The sequence below is a fragment of the Arthrobacter sp. 10T419 genome, from assembly GCF_056394105.1.
Window position 1 is genome coordinate 120096 of sequence record NZ_JBFTHF010000007.1, and the last position, 16577, is coordinate 136672.

Below are 16577 nucleotides of genomic sequence, written 5' to 3' on the forward strand. Positions count from 1 at the left end.
GTGCGGCGGCGGCGCCCCGGGGCCGCTGCCGGGTTAGGCTTCGGCTGACGGCCCGAGCGGTGAAGCGAGGAATGCATGAAGTGGGATCCAGCCAAGTACGTGCAGTTCGGCGACTATCGGGACCGGCCGTTCTTCGACTTGACCGCCCGCATCCACGCCGAGGCTCCGCGGCATGTCGTCGACCTTGGCTGCGGACCGGGAAGCCTGACCGCCACGCTGGCGGCGCGCTGGCCCGGCGCCGCGGTGCAGGGGCTGGACTCCTCCGCCGAAATGCTCGCGAAGTCAGCCCCCTTCGCAGCCGCGGCGGACAACCTTTCCTTTGGCCTGGCGGACATCGCCGCGTGGATGCCCGCGCCGGATACCGACGTCGTCGTCACCAACGCCGCCCTGCAGTGGGTGCCCGGGCATCGGGAGCTGCTGCCCCGCTGGCTTGGGGCGCTGCGTCCGGGAGCATGGTTTGCGCTCCAGGTGCCGGGCAATTTCAACGCCCCCTCGCACACCCTCATGCGGACGCTCGCCGATTCGGATGAGTGGTCCGCCCGACTGGCCGGAGTGCTGCGGCATAACGACGTGGTGGGCGAGCCTGCGGATTACCTCGAACTGATGCTCGACGCCGGCTGCGATGCCGACGCCTGGGAGACCACGTACCTCCAGCTCCTGCCGGGCGCCGATCCGGTGCTTGAGTGGGTGCGGGGGACTGGCCTGCGCCCGGTGCTGGCCGCGCTCACGCCGGAAGAGGCCGCCCGGTTCGAGCGGGACTACGCGCGGCTGCTGAACGAGGCTTACGCGCCGGGCGGCCACGGAACGGTTTTCCCCTTCCGGAGGGTCTTCGCCGTGGGCCGCAAGCGGAGCTGAGAGGGTGCCGGACCTGCCGCCGCCCGGGGGTGCACGGTGCGAACCCTTCCGCCGGCCGGGCTCTTTGACGAATGTGACACGCCGTGTGACAACAAGCGGCATGTGATGGGGCTTACAATGACAAGGCGGTCTGGGGGCGGCCGCGGTCTGGTCCGATTCCGAGCCCTGTTCTAGTGATGGAGGTTCGGTGCTATTTAGCCTGATGGGGCGCCTGCTCGTCGCCCACAGGATGACCGTTCTGGCCATCATTTGCCTGCAGCTCGTGCAGACCACCGCCAACCTGATGCTTCCGACCCTCAACGCCGCCATTATCGACGACGGCATTGTCGCCGGCGACACGCCCGTGATCCTGCGCCTGGGAGCCTGGATGGCGGTAGTTGCTGCCCTCCAGGTCGGTGCCGCCATCGCCGCAGGCTACCTCGGCGCCGTCGTCGCCATGCGCGTGGGGCGGGAGTTGCGCGAGAAGCTTTTTGCCAAGGTGCAGACCTTTTCCTCGCAGGAGGTCGGCGTGTTCGGGGCGCCCAGCCTGGTCACCAGGGCCACCAATGACGTCACGCAGATCCAGAACCTCACCGTCCTGGTCTTCACCATGCTCGTCGCCGCGCCCGCCAGCTTCATCGGCGGCATCGTCCTCGCGGTGCGCCAGGACCTGCCGCTGTCCGGGATTGTGGTGGCCGTGATCCCGGTTCTCGCGGGACTCATGCTGCTGATTGTGCGCCGGCTGATTCCGCTGTACCGGCGCGGCCAGGGACTCATCGACCGGATCAGCCGGGTCCTGCGCGAACAGATCATTGGCGCCAACGTTATCCGCGGCTTTGTCCGGCAGGAGCATGAAATCCGGCGCTTCGATGCGGCCAACAGGGACCTCACCAGGAACAACCTCGACTCTGCGCTGCTGGTTGCCGGCATGAATCCAATGATCATGGTGGTGGTTAACCTGTCCTCCGTCGCGGTGGTCTGGTTCGGCGGCCACCGGATCCAGTCCGGACAGATGCGCCTCGGCGCGCTGACCGCGTTTATCGCCTACATCCTGCAGATCCTGATCGCCATCATGATGGCCATGTACGTCTTCACGACGGCCCCGCGGGCCGCTGCCTGCGCGGAGCGAATCCAGGAAGTCCTGGACACCGAACCGTCCATCGGCGATCCGGAGCCGGGCCCGGCACCGGCGAAGCTACCGCCCCCGGAACGGCCGCCTGGTTCGGGTCGCGGACCCGTCACTGAAGGCACCGTGGAGTTCCACGACGTCGAATTCGCCTATCCCGGCGCCGAAGCCCCGGTCCTCAGCGGGGTCACGTTCACGGCCGCTCCCGGAACCACGACGGCGGTCATCGGCGCCACGGGAAGCGGCAAGACCACGCTGCTGAATCTGCTGCCGCGCTTCCTTGACCCGACGGCGGGCAGCATCAGCATCGGCGGCCGCGGGACCCGATCGCTGCCGCTTGCTGAGCTGCGCGGACTGATCTCCATGGTGCCGCAGCATTCCTACCTCTTCTCCGGGACCCTCGCGGAGAACCTGCGCGTGGGCGGCCCGGACGCGACTGATGCGGAACTGTGGCAGGCCCTGGGGACCGCCCAGGCGGGCGACTTTGTCCGCGACCTCCCGGGCGGGCTCGAGGCGCCGGTCAGCCAGGGCGGCACAAACTTTTCCGGCGGGCAGCGCCAGCGCCTGTGCATCGCGCGGGCACTCCTCCGGCCCGCGCCCGTCTACCTCTTCGACGACAGTTTCTCCGCCCTTGATTACGGCACCGACGAGAGGCTCCGCGCCGCCCTGGAACCGGCGCTGCGGGCGGCCACCGTCCTGGTGGTGGCGGAACGCGTGTCCACGATCGAGAAGGCGGACCTGATCCTCGTGCTCGAGGACGGCCGGCTGGTGGCCAAAGGCACCCACCAGGAACTGATGGAGTCGTCGAGGGCCTACCAGGAGATCGCCGCCTCCCAACTGGTGCTGGAGGAAACTCCGTGAGCGCGGATGTCGCCGCGCGGGGCGGAACGGCTGCAAGCAAATGGCGGACGGCCGGAAGGCTGCTGGGACTCCTGACGCCGGTACGCCGCCGCATGGCCGGTGCCATCGCCGCCACCTGCGCCTTCGCGGCGCTGAACGTGGCGGCCCCCAAATACCTTGGCGACGCCACCGACGTCGTGGTCCAAAGCGTCGTCGGCGGCACCTTCGACGAGCGCAGGCTCGGCCGGCTGCTGCTAGCGGTCGCCTTGATGTACCTGGGCGCCTCGCTGTTCAGCTGGATCCAGGGCGCCCTGACCGCGACGGCGGTGCAGCGGCTCGGCTACGGGCTCCGCGCCGCCGTCGAACAAAAGCTCCATCTGCTGCCTTCCAGCCATTTCGACGACCAGCACCGGGGCGACGTACTCAGCCGGGCCACCAACGACGTCGACAACGTCTCGCAGGCGCTCAACCAGTTGCTCAACCAGCTCATCATGTCGGTGTTGATGCTCTCCGGCGCCCTGGCCATGATGTTATGGCTCTCGCCGCTGCTGGCCGTGATTGCGCTGGCCTCGGTCCCGGTCTCCACCTTGATCACGGTGCTCGTGGCGCGGCGGTCGCAGGCGCACTTCACCGAGCAGTGGGCCAGCACCGGTGAACTTAATGCCCACTTGGAGGAGTTCTTCACCGGGCACGAAGTGGTCAAGGCATTTGGCCGGCAGGGGGCGGCCGCGGCCACCTTCGGGGAAAGCAATACGCGGCTGTTCCGGGCAGCTTCGAGCGCTCAGTACGTGTCCGGGGTCGTGCAGCCCCTGATGATTTTCGTCTCCAACCTCAACTACATCGCCGTCGCCGTCATCGGCGCGCTTCAGGTGGCTGCAGGCACCATGACGATCGGGGGCGTCCAGGCCTTCATCCAGTTCAGCCGGCTCTTCAGCCAGCCAATGGGCCAGATCGGCGGAATGCTCAACCTGATGCAGTCCTGCGTGGCCTCCGCGGAACGCGTCTTCGCGCTGCTGGACGCACCGGAGATCCCCGCGGATGCTGCGCCCTCTGCCGCTGGCGCCGCCCGTGCCGCCGCCGCCCGTGCCGGCGCCGCGGAGCCCGCACCTCCGGGGCGGGTCAGCTTCGAAAGCGTCACCTTCGGCTACGGTCCCGGTGCCCCCGTCGTGGAGGACCTCTCCTTCGCAGTCGAGCCGGGCCAGACCGTCGCTATCGTCGGGCCGACCGGAGCCGGAAAGACCACGGTGGTCAATCTCCTGATGCGGTTCTACGAGCTGGACGGCGGGCGGATCACCGTGGACGGCATCGACATCGCCGAAATACCGCGCGACGCGTTGCGGTCCGCCTTCGGCACCGTGATGCAGGACGCCTGGCTCTTCACCGGCAGCATCCGGGAGAACATCGAATACGGCAGGCCCGGCGCCAGCGACGGCGAGATCATCGCCGCGGCGCAGGCCAGCCACGTGGACCAGTTCGTCCGCGCCCTCCCGGCCGGCTATGCCACCATGCTTGGCAACGACGGCGACTCCCTCAGCCGCGGCCAGCGCCAGCTCATCTCGATCGCCCGGGCGCAGCTGGCCGGCCGCGGCGTCCTGATCCTCGACGAGGCCACCAGCTCGGTGGACAGCCGCACCGAAGCCCAGATCCGGCAGGCAATGGCCCGGCTGCGCCAGGGCCGGACCAGCTTCGTGATCGCCCACCGCTTGTCCACGGTCCGGGACGCTGATCTAATTCTGGTCATGGACCACGGACGGATTGTTGAACAGGGAAACCACCAGGAACTGATGGCGGGGGGCGGTTTCTACGCCGCCCTCTACCGGGCCCAGTTCGCCGGCCGCGAACAGCCCGAGAGCGTTCTGGAGCCTGAGCTGTGAGTTCCGCGGAACGTGCCGCCGCACAATTTCCAGGCAGCTGGAAGCCAAACACGGGCAGCTCGGTGCCGCTGTTTGAGCAGCTCCGGCTGAACATCATCGAGCAGGCGGACAACGGCACCCTGGCGCCGGGCACCCGCCTGCCGGCCGTCCGCAGCCTGGCAGGGGAGTTGGGGGTGGCGCCGCACACCGTGGCGCGCGCCTACAAGGAACTCGAGGCCGCCGGCGTGGTCGCGACCCGCGGCCGGAACGGCACCGTCGTCTGTGCCCGGGACGAGGCCTGGGGCTCGCTTACCGCTGCCGCCTCGGAGTTCGCGGCGGCAGCCAAAGCCCAGGGCGCCAGCTTCGCCGAGGCCGTTCAACTACTGGCGGCGGCGTACGACCGCCAATAGCACACCGGTCCTCCGAATGGATATTCGAAGAAGTTTTCGATTAGCATTGGAGGCGTGCCTAAAGCCGTAGCTGAAGAACCCGCCGTTGATGTCCAGCCCGCCGCCGTACCGGTGAAGTCCGGAAAATCGGCCGGCCCCAAGCCGTCCAGCCCGGCCCCGTCGGGCATAGAGCTGGCCCGCCCGGACCTGTCCCGACTCGTCGTGAAGGGCGCGCGCGAACACAACCTGCGCAACGTCGACCTCGACCTGCCGCGCGACGCGATGATCGTCTTCACCGGCCTTTCCGGCTCCGGCAAGTCCTCGCTGGCCTTCGACACCATCTTCGCCGAGGGACAGCGGCGCTACGTGGAGTCGCTCTCCGCCTACGCCCGCCAGTTCCTGGGCCAGGTGGACAAGCCCGACGTCGACTTCATCGAAGGCCTGTCGCCCGCGGTGTCGATCGACCAGAAGTCCACGAGCAAGAACCCCCGTTCCACCGTGGGCACGATCACCGAGATCTACGACTACATGCGCCTGCTCTGGGCCCGGGTGGGACGCCCGCACTGCCCCGTCTGCGGCGAGCCGGTGACCAAGCAGACCCCGCAGCAGATCGTCGACCAGCTCCTGGAACTGCCCGAGGGCACCCGGTTCCAGGTGCTGGCACCGGTGGTCCGCGGCCGCAAGGGCGAATTCGTCGAACTGTTCAAGGAGCTCACGGCGAAGGGCTACTCAAGGGCCCGGGTGGACGACAAGCTGATCCAGCTCAGCGATCCGCCCAAGCTGGGCAAGCAGTTCAAGCACACCATTGAGGTGGTGGTGGACCGCCTCGTCGTCAAGGAAGGCATCAGCCAGCGCCTCACCGACTCGGTGGAAACCGCCCTGGGCCTTGCCGAGGGCCGCGTGCTGGCCGAATTCGTCGACCTCGAGGCGGATGACCCGGAACGGATCCGTGCCTTCTCCGAGCACCTCGCCTGCCCCAACGAGCACCCCCTCGCGATCGACGAAATCGAACCCCGCTCGTTCTCCTTCAACAATCCCTTTGGCGCCTGCTCCGCCTGCAGCGGCATCGGCACCAAGCTCGAGGTCGATGAGGAACTCCTCATCCCCAACCCGGAGCTCTCCCTCGCCGAAGGCGCCATCGCGCCCTGGTCGCTCGGCACCGCCACCACCGAGTACTGGAACCGGCTCCTCGGCGGCCTGGCCAAGGAAATTGGCTTCAAGATGACCACGCCTTGGGAGAAGCTCTCCACTGAGGCGCGGCAGACCGTGCTGCACGGCAAGGACCACAAGGTCGTGGTGCAGTACCGCAACCGCTTCGGCCGGGAACGCAAGTACAGCACCGGCTTCGAGGGCGTTGTCCAGTACGTGCACCGCAAGCACACGGAAACGGATTCCGACTCGGCGCGGGACCGCTACGAGGAGTACATGCGCCAGGTCCCGTGCCCGGCCTGCAACGGCGCCCGGCTGAACCCGGCGTCGCTCTCCGTCCTGATCAACGGCAAGTCGATTGCCGAGGTCGCCGCGCTGCCGATGCGCGAATGCGCGCACTTCCTGGACACCCTGGTCCTCAGCGGCCGGGAGGCCCAGATCGCCCACCAGGTCCTCAAGGAGATCCAGGCCCGCCTGACCTTCCTGCTCGACGTCGGCCTCGAGTACCTGAATCTGGAGCGGCCCTCCGGCACCCTGTCCGGCGGCGAGGCCCAGCGCATCCGCCTGGCCACCCAGATCGGTTCCGGCCTGGTCGGCGTGCTGTACGTCCTCGACGAGCCCTCGATCGGCCTGCACCAGCGCGACAACCGGCGTCTGATCGAAACCCTCACCCGGCTCCGGGACCTCGGCAACACCCTGATCGTGGTCGAACACGACGAAGACACCATCCAGGAGGCGGACTGGGTGGTCGACATCGGACCGGGCGCCGGCGAGCACGGCGGCATGGTGGTCCACTCCGGGTCCTACCAGGACCTGCTGAAGAACACCGAGTCCCTGACCGGCGATTACCTCTCCGGACGTAAGTCCATCGAGGTGCCGAAGAAGCGGCGCAAGTACGACAAGAAGCGCGAGCTGAAGGTCGTCGGCGCCAAGGAAAACAACCTGCTGAACGTGGACGCAGCCTTCCCGCTGGGCCTGTTCACCGCCGTCACCGGCGTCAGCGGATCCGGCAAGTCCACCCTTGTCAACGAGATCCTCTACAAGGTGCTCGCCAACAAGCTCAACGGCGCCAAGCAGGTCGCCGGACGGCACAAGACGGTCCAGGGCCTCGAGCACCTGGACAAGGTGGTGCACGTCGACCAGAGCCCCATCGGCCGCACCCCGCGGTCCAACCCGGCCACCTACACGGGCGTCTTCGACCACATCCGGAAGCTCTTTGCCGAGACCACCGAGGCCAAGGTCCGCGGTTACCAGCCCGGCCGGTTCTCCTTCAACGTCAAGGGCGGACGCTGCGAGGCCTGCTCCGGCGACGGCACGCTGAAGATCGAGATGAACTTCCTGCCGGACGTGTATGTGCCCTGCGAGGTCTGCCACGGCGCCCGCTACAACCGCGAAACGCTCGAGGTGCACTACAAGGGCAAGACCATCGCGGACGTCCTGAACATGCCGATCGAGGAGGGCGCCGAGTTCTTCGCCGCGTTCTCGCCGATCGCCCGGCACCTCAAGACCCTGGTCGACGTCGGCCTCGGCTACGTACGGCTCGGCCAGCCTGCAACCACCCTTTCCGGCGGCGAGGCGCAGCGCGTGAAGCTGGCCGCGGAGCTGCAGAAGCGCTCCAACGGCCGCAGCGTCTACGTCCTGGACGAGCCCACCACCGGGCTGCACTTCGAGGACATCCGCAAGCTGCTGATGGTGCTGCAGGGCCTGGTCGAAAAGGGCAACACCGTGATTACGATCGAGCACAACCTGGACGTCATCAAGAGCGCCGACTGGATCGTGGACCTGGGACCCGACGGCGGTTCCGGCGGCGGCCGGATCGTTGCCTCCGGAACACCGGAGCAGGTGGCCAAGTCCAAGGAAAGCCACACAGCGGCCTTCCTGGCCGACATCCTGGGCTGACCGGGGTTCGCTGACTGCGAGGCGACACCCGCTCCATGACGCGCAAATGCCCTGCCGCTACCGGACTTCCGGCGGCGGCAGGGCATTTGCGCGTCGTCGCGAAGCGAAGTACCCACGATGTATTCCCGAAGGAGTATGTGAATTTCTGGCAGCCGCGCACTCGTGAGAAACTAGGCCCGTGACGCCTACAACCGTGCCCGTGATCTTCGACCTCGACGGCACTCTTGTCGATCCTGCCGGGGGGACAGCGGACGGAATCGCAGCGCCCCTCACCGAACTTCGCCTCCCGCATCCGGGGAAGTCCGTCGCTGACGAGGCCGGCGCCGGGCCGGGGGCGGGTCCCGTCCCCGCAGGCCAGGCCGTCATGGTGGGGGACCGGGCGCAGGACGTGGCCGGGGCGGCTGCGAACGGATCGGACTGTGTCGGCGTAGGCTGGGGTTTTGCGCCCGACGGCGAACTCCACGCGGCCGGCGCCGTCGAGATCGTGCACACCACTGCGGCGCTTCACGCTACGATCACCAGACTCTCCGAATGCCCGGGGACCACAGCCCTGAATGAGGTGCACACCATTGGCAATGTTTGACGCGATCCGCTGGACGACCCGCGGGCTCATTTCCTCGACCTGCCGTCCCACCGTGATCGGCCTCGAGAACGTGCCCAAGGAGGGTCCCTTCATCGTGGCGCCGAACCACCTGTCCTTCCTCGACAGTGTGATCGTCCAGGCCCTCATGCCGCGCCCCGTGGCTTTTTTCGCCAAAGCGGAATATTTCACCACGGGCGGCGCCAAGGGCAAGCTGATGAAGTCCTTCTTCGAAGCCGTCGGTTCCATTCCGGTCGAACGCGGTGAACAGGCCGCCAGCGTCCAGGCGCTGAAGACGCTGCTGGACATCCTCGACGCCGGCAAGGGCGTTGGAATCTACCCGGAGGGCACCCGCTCCCGTGACGGCATTCTCTACCGCGGACGCACCGGCGTCGGTTGGCTTGCCCTCACCACCGGCGCCCCGGTCATCCCGGTGGGCCTGATCGGCACCGAAAACCTGCAGCCGGCGGACAGCAACAAGGTGACACCGCAGCACTTCACCATGAAGGTGGGCGAGCCCCTGTACTTCGACAAAACCGGCCCGGACCACTCCCTGCCGGCGCGCCGACAGGTCACGGACCGGATCATGGACGCCATCGCCGAACTGAGCGGCCAGCAGCGGGCCACCACCTACAACCAGAGCAAAAGCGTCGATTAGCGCTGCTCCCTGCCGCGGACACCCGTCCGGTCACCCGTCCGCCACACCCGCACGGGAGCCGACGGTCGGGGCGGTCCCGCCCGGCTTAGTAGAATGGACTAGTGGCAAATCCAGCTAGTTACCGTCCCCAGACGGGGGAGATCCCGACCAACCCGGGCGTGTACCGCTTTCGCGATCCGCATGGCCGGGTCATTTACGTCGGCAAGGCCAAGAACCTCCGGTCCCGGCTGAACTCCTACTTCGCCAACCCCGCGGGCCTGCTGCCCAAGACGTATGCCATGGTGCACACCGCCAGCAGCGTGGAATGGACCGTCGTCGGCAGCGAACTGGAATCCCTGCAGCTCGAATACACCTGGATCAAAGAATTCAAGCCGCGGTTCAACGTCATGTTCCGCGATGACAAGAGCTACCCCTACCTCGCCGTCACGATGGGGGAGAAGTACCCCCGGGTGCAGGTCCTCCGCGGCGAACGGCGCAAGGGGACCCGGTATTTCGGGCCCTACACGGCCGGCGCCATCCGCGACACCATGGACACCCTGCTGCGGGTCTTCCCGGTCCGCAGCTGCAGCCCCGGCGTCCTGAAACGCGCAGAAGCCAGCGGCCGTCCCTGCCTGCTCGGCTACATCGACAAGTGCGCGGCGCCCTGCGTAGGCCGGATCTCGGCGGAGGACCACCGGGCCCTGGCCGAGGATTTCTGCGCCTTCATGGGCGGCGAAGCCAAGCGCTTCGTGTCCCGGCTCGAGAAGGACATGGCCGCCGCCGTCGCGGAGCTCGACTACGAACGCGCGGCCCGGGTGCGCGATGACATCATCGCGCTGAAAAAGGTCTTTGAACGCAATGCCGTGGTCCTGGCCGAGGATACCGACGCCGACGTGTTCGCGCTGCACGAGGACGAGCTTGAGGCCGCAGTCCAGGTCTTCCACGTCCGGGGCGGCCGGATCCGCGGCCAGCGCGGCTGGGTGGTGGAAAAGGTCGAGGACACCACCACGCCCGACCTCGTCGAGCACTTGCTCCAACAGGTCTACGGCGAGGAAGGCGAAAGCCAAGGCCGGATGCCCCGCGAGGTTCTGGTGCCGGCCGAGCCCAGCAACGCCGCCGAACTCGCCCAATGGCTCAGCGGGCTGCGGGGGGCCCGGGTGGACATTCGTGTCCCGCAGCGCGGCGACAAGGCCACGCTGCTCTCCACCGTCCGGGACAACGCCGAACACGCCCTCAAGCTGCACAAGTCCCGGCGCGCCGGCGACCTGACGATGCGTTCCCAGGCGCTCCAGGAACTGCAGGAAGCCCTGGATCTGCCGGTCGCGTTGATGCGGATTGAATGCTTCGATATCTCGCACATCCAGGGCACCAACGTGGTCGGCTCCATGGTGGTGGTCGAGGACGGCCTGCCGAAGAAATCCGACTACCGGAAATTCTCGGTCACCGGTGCCGCGGCCAACGACGACACGGCGGCCATGCATGACGTCCTGACCCGCCGCTTCCGGAACTACCTGCAGGAACAAGCCGATAAAACGGCCGACGGTTCCGGGCCGCTGGCCGTCGCCCAGGCCGCCGCCGTGGCCCCGGTCGCGGACACCACGACCCCGGCGCCGAAGACGAAATTCGCCTACCCGCCCAACCTCGTCGTCGTCGACGGCGGCAAGCCGCAGGTGAACGCGGCAGCGAAGGCCCTCGAAGAGCTCGGCATCGAGGATGTCTATGTGGTCGGACTCGCCAAGCGGCTCGAGGAGGTCTGGCTGCCGGACAGCGACTTCCCGGTCATCCTGCCGCGCGCCTCGGCCGGTCTCTATCTGTTGCAGCGGATCCGGGACGAGGCGCATCGCTTCGCCATCTCCTTCCACCGGCAAAAGCGCGGCAAGGCCATGACAGTCTCCGCGCTGGACGGCGTGCCCGGCCTCGGCGACTCCAAGCGCAAGGCGCTCCTGAACCAGTTCGGCTCGGTGAAAAGCATCAAGGCCGCCACGGTCGAGGAGCTGACGGCCGCCAAGGGGGTCGGACCAGCCCTCGCCGGGGCAATCGTGCGGCATTTCAACGCGGCGGAGGACACGGAAGGGCCCGCCGCGCCGGCCGTCAACATGACAACCGGCGAAATCCTCGAAACTTAGCTAGCTCCGGCAATCTTAGCTAGGGTAAGGAGCTGAGGTACGGCGCACGGCGGGCAGGCAACTGCCGCGTGCGCCGGCCTCACGGCAGAGCAGACAGCAGAGATGGGGCACGACTGATGACAGAGTCAACGGCAGGATCCGGCATGGAGGCGGACGGGTTGACCCCCGTCAAGCCGATCGAGGCGGAACTGCTCGTGGTGACCGGGATGTCAGGGGCCGGTCGGAGCACCGCCTCGGACGCCCTCGAGGACCACGGCTGGTACGTGGTGGACAACCTGCCGCCCCAGATGCTCGGCACGCTCGCCGAGCTGGTCTCCCACGCCCCGGGCTCCATCTCCAAACTCGCCGTCGTCGTCGACGTCCGCAGCAAGGACCTCTTCGCGGACATCCGCGCCGCGCTGCGCAACCTCGAAGCCAGCGGTGTCACCTTCCGGGTGCTGTTCCTCGACGCCAGCGACGACGTCCTGGTCCGGCGCTTCGAACAGGGCCGGCGGCCGCACCCGCTGCAGGGCGGCGGCCGGATCCTCGACGGCATCGCCGCGGAACGCGAGCTGCTGCATGAGCTGCGCGAATCCTCGGACATTGTGCTGGACACCTCGACACTCAACGTCCACGGCCTCGCGACCGCCATCACCGAACTGTTCAGCGAAACCGGTCCGGTGGCGCTGCGCCTGAACGTCATGAGCTTCGGCTTCAAGTACGGGCTGCCGGTGGACGCCAACTTCGTCGCCGACGCCCGCTTCATCCCCAACCCGCACTGGGTTCCGCAACTGCGCCCGCACACCGGGCTCGACAAGGACGTCAGCGACTACGTGCTCGAGGCGGAGGGCGTCAACAACTTCGTGGAGCGCTACGTGCTGGCCCTCGAACCAGTCCTGGACGGCTACCGGCGCGAAAACAAGCACTACGCGACCATCGCCGTCGGCTGCACCGGCGGCAAGCACCGTTCCGTCGCCGTGGCGGTTGAACTCTCGCGGCGGCTTGCCCAGTACCCGCGTGTCACGGTCACCACTACGCACCGGGATCTGGGCCGCGAGTAATGGCGCTCCTGACCGGGCCGCTGCCCCTGGTGCCGGCCGCCAGTGCGGCCTCCGCCGGCCAGCAGGACAAAGGCCCCTCCGTGGTCGCCCTCGGCGGAGGCCACGGCCTTTCCGCTTCACTTTCCGCCCTGCGGCTGCTCACCTCGGAACTGACCGCGATCGTAACGGTCGCCGACGACGGCGGTTCCTCCGGCCGTTTGCGTGACGAGTACGGCGTCCTGCCGCCCGGTGACCTGCGGATGGCCCTGTCCGCACTCTGCGACGACACCGACTGGGGTCGGACCTGGCGCGATGTCATGCAGCACCGGTTCAAACCCGGCAAGGGCCGCGGCGGTTCGCTCGACGAACACGCGATGGGCAACCTGCTGATCGTCACCCTCTGGGAACTGCTCGGGGATGCCGTCGTCGGGCTGCAATGGGCCGGGGCGCTGCTCGGCGCCCGGGGCCAGGTCCTGCCGATGTCCACCACCCCGCTCACCATCGAAGGCGAGGTGCGGGTGGGGAAGCCCGACGGCACGTCGGGGCTGCAGACCGTCCGCGGACAGGCCAAGTGCGCCGTCGCGGGTTCGCTGGAAGCCGTCCGGCTGCTGCCCGAGTCGGCCCCGGCCTGCGTCGAGGCGCTGACCGCGATCGAACTCGCCGACTGGGTGGTCCTGGGCCCCGGCTCCTGGTACACTTCGGTGCTGCCGCACCTGCTGCTGCCGGAGATGCGCGATGCGCTGTGCAAGACCGAGGCGCGGCGCTGCCTCACGATGAACCTCGCCACGGACACCAAGGAGACCCTCGGAATGTCCGCAGCGGACCACCTGCGCGTGCTGCGCGACTACGCACCGGACTTCAGTGTCGACGTCGTGCTGGCGGACCCCGCGTCGGTGCCGGACCTCCCGGAGTTCGAGCGGGCGGCCGGGATGCTCGGAGCAGAGGTGGTCTTGGGTAAAGTAGGGGCGTCGAGCCGCCGGCCGATCCACGACCCGCTGCGCCTGGCAACGGCGTACCACGACATTTTCGGGAACAGGTAGGAAAGGTGCCATGGCACTGACAGCATCAGTCAAGGAAGAACTTTCCCGGCTGGACATCAAGAAGTCCTCGGTCCGCAAGGCTGAAGTGTCCGCCATGCTCCGCTTCGCCGGGGGCCTGCACATCATCTCCGGCCGGATTGTGATTGAGGCCGAGGTGGACTTGGCCTCGACCGCCCGCCGGCTCCGTGCCGCGATTGCCGAGGTTTACGGGCACCAGAGCGAAATCATCGTCGTCTCCGGCGGCGGCCTGCGCCGCGGCAGCCGCTACGTGGTGCGGGTGGTGCGCGACGGCGAGGCCCTCGCCCGCCAGACCGGCCTGCTGGATGCCCGCGGCCGGCCCGTCCGCGGCCTGCCCTCCGTGGTGGTGAACGGCTCCGCCGCCGACGCCGAGGCGGTCTGGCGCGGCGCGTTCCTGGCCCACGGCTCGCTCACCGAGCCCGGCCGCTCCTCCGCCATGGAGGTCACCTGCCCCGGGCCGGAATCGGCCCTCGCCCTCGTTGGCGCCGCCCGCCGGCTCGGCATCCAGGCCAAGGCACGGGAGGTCAGGGGAGTGGACCGCGTCGTGATCCGCGACGGCGACACCATCGCGGCGCTGCTGACCCGGATGGGCGCCCACGACGCGCTGATGGTCTGGGAGGAGCGGCGGATGCGCAAGGAAGTCCGCGCCACCGCCAACCGGCTGGCCAACTTCGACGACGCCAACCTGCGCCGCTCGGCGCAGGCGGCCGTCGCCGCGGGGGCCCGCGTGGACCGGGCACTGGAGATCCTCGGCGACGACGTCCCGGACCACCTGAAATACGCCGGCGAACTGCGTGTGGCCCACAAGCAGGCCAGCCTGGACGAACTGGGCCGGCTCGCCGACCCGGTGATGACGAAGGACGCCATCGCCGGCCGGATCCGACGGCTCCTGGCGATGGCGGACAAACGGGCGCAGGACCTGGGCATTCCCGGCACCGAGGCGAACGTGACGCCGGAAATGCTCGACGAGTAGCCACTGCGGGGATTCAGCGACAGAATCGGATCCGACGGCCGGGAATACCTCAGCAGGACCGGAGGCTATGCCCACTGGATCCACATCCATAGACTTCCGGGTGTCCAACCATCCGGATGCACAATCCGAGAGTTAGCAAAACCGGACGAACACGTCCACGACATTGGAGGATTTTGTGACCGAGTACGTACTGCCCGAACTTGACTACGATTACGCCGCGCTGGAGCCCCACATCTCTGCGAAGATCATGGAGCTGCACCACAGCAAGCACCACGCCACCTACGTGGCCGGCGCCAACAACGCGCTGGCCCAGCTGGCCGAGGCACGCGAAAAGGGCGACTTCGCCAACATCAACCGCCTCTCCAAGGACCTCGCGTTCCACACCGGCGGCCACATCAACCACTCCGTGTTCTGGAAGAACCTTTCCCCGGACGGCGGCGACAAGCCCGAGGGCGAGCTCGCGGCCGCGATTGACGACGCCTTCGGCTCCTTCGACGCCTTCCGCGCCCAGTTCAGCGCCGCGGCGCTGGGCCTGCAGGGCTCCGGCTGGGGCTTCCTCGCCTACGAGCCGATCGGCGGCAACCTTGTCATCGAGCAGCTCTACGACCAGCAGGGCAACGTCGCGCTGGGCACCACGCCGCTGCTGATGCTGGACATGTGGGAGCACGCCTTCTACCTGGACTACGTCAACGTCAAGGCCGACTACGTCAAGGCCTTCTGGAACATCGTGAACTGGGCCGACGTCGCCAAGCGTTTCGACGCCGCCCGGAAGAACGCCACCGGCCTGATCACCCTCTAGGACAGTGCAAACCGGCGCTTAGCCGAAACCAGGCTGTAACAAAGCTCACATTTCGAGCCGTTCGGCCCGAAACGTGGACTGCCCGCCCCCGCACTTGCGGGGGCGGGTCCACTTAAACGTAAGATGGATCACGGAAGGCGGTTAGCCTTCAGCAACGTGGCTGGTCGCCCTCCGATCTGGTAATCATCTCTGCCCAATGGCGTGCGGGATCTGTTAGTTGGCTTGAACGCCTACTCAACTAATCGTGCTTGATAGAGCACCAAGGAGACTGAAAACGTGACGACACGTATTGGTATCAACGGCTTCGGCCGCATCGGCCGCAACTACTTCCGCGCCGCCCTGGCCCAGGGAGCAGACCTCGAGATCGTTGCAGTCAACGACCTCACCAGCCCGGAAGCCCTCGCACACCTCTTCAAGTACGACTCCGTCGGCGGCCGCCTGGCCGAAACCATCGAGGTCAAGGACGGCAACATCGTCGTCGACGGCAAGACCGTGAAGGTCCTTGCCGAGCGTGACCCGGCCCAGCTCCCCTGGGGCGAGCTGGGCGTGGACATCGTGATCGAGTCCACCGGCTTCTTCACCAAGGCCGCCGATGCGCAGAAGCACATCGACGCCGGTGCCAAGAAGGTCCTGATCTCCGCCCCCGCCTCGGACGAGGACATCACGATCGTGATGGGCGTGAACGACGGCCTCTACGACCCCGCCGCGCACAACATCATCTCCAACGCCTCCTGCACCACCAACTGCCTCGGCCCGCTGGCCAAGGTCATCAACGACTCCTTCGGCATCGAGCGCGGCCTGATGACCACCATCCACGCCTACACCGCTGACCAGAACCTGCAGGACGGCCCGCACAAGGACCTCCGCCGCGCCCGCGCCGCCGCCATCAACATGGTTCCCACCTCCACCGGCGCAGCCAAGGCGATCGGCCTGGTGCTGCCGGAGCTCAAGGGCAAGCTGGACGGCTACGCCATCCGCGTCCCGGTCCCCACCGGCTCCGCCACCGACCTCACCGTGACCGTCTCCCGCGAGACCACCGTCGAGGAAGTCAACGCCGCACTCAAGGCCGCGTCCGAGACCGAAGAGCTCAAGGGCCTGCTGACCTACACCGATGAGCCGATCGTCTCCTCGGACATCGTCGGGGACCCGGCGTCGTCCATCTTCGACTCCGGCCTGACCAAGGTGATCGGCAACCAGGTCAAGGTTGTTTCCTGGTATGACAACGAGTGGGGCTACTCCAACCGCCTCGTCGACCTTACGGAGCTCGTCGCGTCGAAGCTGGGCTAGGGTAAGAC

Annotated in this window: 13 protein-coding genes; all 13 read left to right on the forward strand. The window is 67.6% G+C overall.

Annotation, left to right across the window (positions count from 1 at the left end; translation table 11 throughout):
- Nucleotides 1–75 precede the first annotated feature (75 nt).
- The 13 genes from AC1DBD_RS12875 (at nt 76) to gap (ending at nt 16569) form a co-directional block, all read left to right on the forward strand.
- Complete coding sequence (locus tag AC1DBD_RS12875) at nt 76–855, forward strand: trans-aconitate 2-methyltransferase (RefSeq protein ID WP_476982264.1); 780 nt, start codon at nt 76–78, stop codon at nt 853–855.
- Nucleotides 856–1057: 202 nt separating this feature from the next.
- Nucleotides 1058–2821 carry an ABC transporter ATP-binding protein gene (locus AC1DBD_RS12880; RefSeq protein ID WP_476982301.1) on the forward strand — a complete coding sequence of 588 codons (1764 nt, stop codon included), beginning with the start codon at nt 1058–1060 and terminating at the stop codon, nt 2819–2821.
- 92 nt (nt 2822–2913) lie between these two features.
- Nucleotides 2914–4674, forward strand: a complete 1761-nt coding sequence (locus AC1DBD_RS12885) for an ABC transporter ATP-binding protein (RefSeq protein ID WP_476982302.1) — start codon at nt 2914–2916, stop codon at nt 4672–4674.
- Nucleotides 4671–5063, forward strand: coding sequence for a GntR family transcriptional regulator (locus tag AC1DBD_RS12890; protein WP_476892590.1), 393 nt, complete (start codon nt 4671–4673; stop codon nt 5061–5063). Before AC1DBD_RS12885 ends, AC1DBD_RS12890 begins: the two co-directional genes overlap by 4 nt.
- A gap of 165 nt (nt 5064–5228) precedes the next feature.
- Nucleotides 5229–8090: an excinuclease ABC subunit UvrA gene (uvrA, locus tag AC1DBD_RS12895; RefSeq protein ID WP_476916885.1), complete on the forward strand. Its 2862-nt coding sequence runs from the start codon at nt 5229–5231 to the stop codon at nt 8088–8090.
- Between the two features lie 178 nt (nt 8091–8268).
- A complete protein-coding gene (locus tag AC1DBD_RS12900) occupies nt 8269–8673 on the forward strand; it encodes an HAD hydrolase-like protein (protein WP_476892589.1) in 405 nt (134 codons plus the stop codon).
- A complete protein-coding gene (locus tag AC1DBD_RS12905; protein ID WP_175323308.1) occupies nt 8660–9328 on the forward strand; it encodes a lysophospholipid acyltransferase family protein in 669 nt (222 codons plus the stop codon). The genes AC1DBD_RS12900 and AC1DBD_RS12905 overlap by 14 nt, the downstream gene beginning before the upstream one ends.
- A 101-nt stretch (nt 9329–9429) precedes the next feature.
- Nucleotides 9430–11433, forward strand: a complete 2004-nt coding sequence (gene uvrC / locus AC1DBD_RS12910) for an excinuclease ABC subunit UvrC (RefSeq protein ID WP_441418681.1) — start codon at nt 9430–9432, stop codon at nt 11431–11433.
- 116 nt (nt 11434–11549) lie between these two features.
- Complete coding sequence (gene rapZ / locus AC1DBD_RS12915; protein WP_175323310.1) at nt 11550–12473, forward strand: RNase adapter RapZ; 924 nt, start codon at nt 11550–11552, stop codon at nt 12471–12473.
- On the forward strand, nt 12473–13492 hold the full coding sequence (locus AC1DBD_RS12920; RefSeq protein WP_476892588.1) for a gluconeogenesis factor YvcK family protein: 1020 nt from the start codon (nt 12473–12475) through the stop codon (nt 13490–13492). The genes rapZ and AC1DBD_RS12920 overlap by 1 nt, the downstream gene beginning before the upstream one ends.
- Nucleotides 13493–13502: 10 nt before the next feature.
- Complete coding sequence (gene whiA, locus AC1DBD_RS12925; protein ID WP_066438143.1) at nt 13503–14483, forward strand: DNA-binding protein WhiA; 981 nt, start codon at nt 13503–13505, stop codon at nt 14481–14483.
- Between the two features lie 175 nt (nt 14484–14658).
- Nucleotides 14659–15282 carry a superoxide dismutase gene (locus tag AC1DBD_RS12930; RefSeq protein WP_175323312.1) on the forward strand — a complete coding sequence of 208 codons (624 nt, stop codon included), beginning with the start codon at nt 14659–14661 and terminating at the stop codon, nt 15280–15282.
- 276 nt (nt 15283–15558) lie between these two features.
- Nucleotides 15559–16569, forward strand: a complete 1011-nt coding sequence (gene gap / locus AC1DBD_RS12935) for a type I glyceraldehyde-3-phosphate dehydrogenase (RefSeq protein WP_476982265.1) — start codon at nt 15559–15561, stop codon at nt 16567–16569.
- Nucleotides 16570–16577: the final 8 nt, after the last annotated feature.